The organism is Pseudokineococcus marinus (assembly GCF_013004605.1).
Taxonomy (GTDB): Bacteria; Actinomycetota; Actinomycetes; order Actinomycetales; family Quadrisphaeraceae; genus Pseudokineococcus; species Pseudokineococcus marinus.
In genome coordinates this window covers 1-1,482 of record NZ_JABEMA010000496.1, presented here as the reverse complement: position 1 = coordinate 1,482, position 1,482 = coordinate 1, and the positions used below count along the sequence as shown (strand labels likewise).

Annotated in this window: 2 protein-coding genes; one reads left to right on the top strand and one right to left on the bottom strand. The window is 79.4% G+C overall.

Annotated features, from left to right (window positions below):
- On the top strand, nucleotides 1-516 hold a 516-nt coding region (locus tag HLB09_RS16970), incomplete at its 5' end, for an aminotransferase class IV (protein WP_171204465.1).
- Between the two features lie 229 nt (nucleotides 517-745).
- Here the strand turns inward: HLB09_RS16970 and HLB09_RS16965 are convergent.
- Nucleotides 746-1,192 (bottom strand): SsgA family sporulation/cell division regulator, encoded by a 447-nt coding sequence (locus HLB09_RS16965; RefSeq protein ID WP_171204464.1) that lies wholly within the window; start codon nucleotides 1,190-1,192, stop codon nucleotides 746-748.
- Between the last annotated feature and the right edge of the window lie 290 nt (nucleotides 1,193-1,482).

The window sequence follows — 1,482 nt, the reverse complement described above, 5'->3', positions numbered from 1 at the left end:
CCCGCCCCGGCCCCCGCGGCGGCGCCGTCCGTGGTGCTCGTCCCGTGGACGCGCAACGAGCGGGCCGCCACGGCCGGGCTGAAGACGACGTCCTACGCCGAGAACGTCGTGGCCCTGCGGCGGGCGCTCGCCGCGGGCGCCGGCGAGGCGCTCCTCGCCAACACGCGCGGCGAGCTGTGCGAGGGGACGGGCAGCAACGTCGTCGTCCAGCTGCGCGACGAGCGCGGCGCGCCGGCGCCCGAGCTCGTGACGCCTCCGCTGTCCTCGGGGTGCCTGGCGGGCGTGACCCGGGCGCTGCTGCTGCGCTGGGCGTCCGAGGAGGGGCTGCCCCTCGTCGAGCGCGCGATCCCGGTGGAGGCGCTCGAGGGCGCGGCCGCCGTGCTCCTCACCTCGTCGCTGCGCGACGTGCAGGTGCAGACGGCGCTCGACGGGCGCCCGCTGGCGACGGACGGGCTGCCGGCGCGCGCCGCGGAGCTCTTCGCGCGCCGGGCCGCCGAGGACGTCGACCCGACCTGAGCACCCGCGCCGGCCCGGCCTCCGCCCCGAGGACGGGACCGGACCCGCGAACCCCGACGCCCGAGACCCCCGGACGCACGAGACCCCCGGACGCACGAGACCCCCGGACGCACGAGACCCCCGGACGCACGAGACCCCCGGACGCACGAGACCCCGCCGGCGGACCGGCGGGGTCTCGTGCTCGGCGCGGCGGCCGGCCCCCGCTCGGAGGGGACCCGCCGCGGGAGCCTCAGGCCGTGAGCAGGTGGCCGATCTCGGCGTCGAGGTCCATGCAGCGGGACTCCCCGCCGCGCGGGACGGCCGCGAGGGTGCGGGCCACGAAGGCCCGCAGGTCGCTGGTGGCGGCCTCGAGCAGGGCCCGGCCGTCCGGGGAGCTCAGCGCCACGCACGTCGTGTCGGGGCGGCCGTCGGCGGCGGGCCACACGCGCACGTCACCGTCGCCGCTGGGCGCCTCGAGGCCGGCGAGCAGGAGCTCGCGGGCGAAGACCCACTGGACGTCGGAGCCGGGCTCGCCGCTCGAGCCGAAGGCGACCGTCACCGCGAAGGGGTCGTCGGCGCTGTAGCGCAGGACCACGGGCAGGGCGACGGCGTCGCCGTCGGGCGAGACGAGGCGGAGGTCGACCGGCGACTCGACGTCCGCGGGGCGGCCGGAGCTGCGGGGCGTGACGGGGGACATGCGGGCCTCCTGCGGTGGCTCTGCGGTGCGGGGCGGCCCGAGCGGCCGTCCGGTCTGACGAGCATGTGCCCCGAGGGGGCTCCGGCTAAACCCGTAGCGCGCGCATGCCCCGGACGGAGCAGTGGCGCCACCCGGTCGCTCAAGGCCGTCACCGGCCGTGCCGAGCAGGGCGCCCCTCCCGGAGGACGCCCCGCCGGGCCCGCGTCCTCGCCTACCCTCGCGGCATGGCCAGCGGTCCGCGCCACGCCGAGCCGGGCTCGAGCGAGCCCGCCGGCGGCGACGTCGACGCC

Bases quoted from the DNA above. Each gene is read 5' to 3' on its own strand.
- HLB09_RS16965 (WP_171204464.1), bottom strand. From the start codon at position 1,192: ATGTCCCCCGTCACGCCCCGCAGCTCCGGCCGCCCCGCGGACGTCGAG.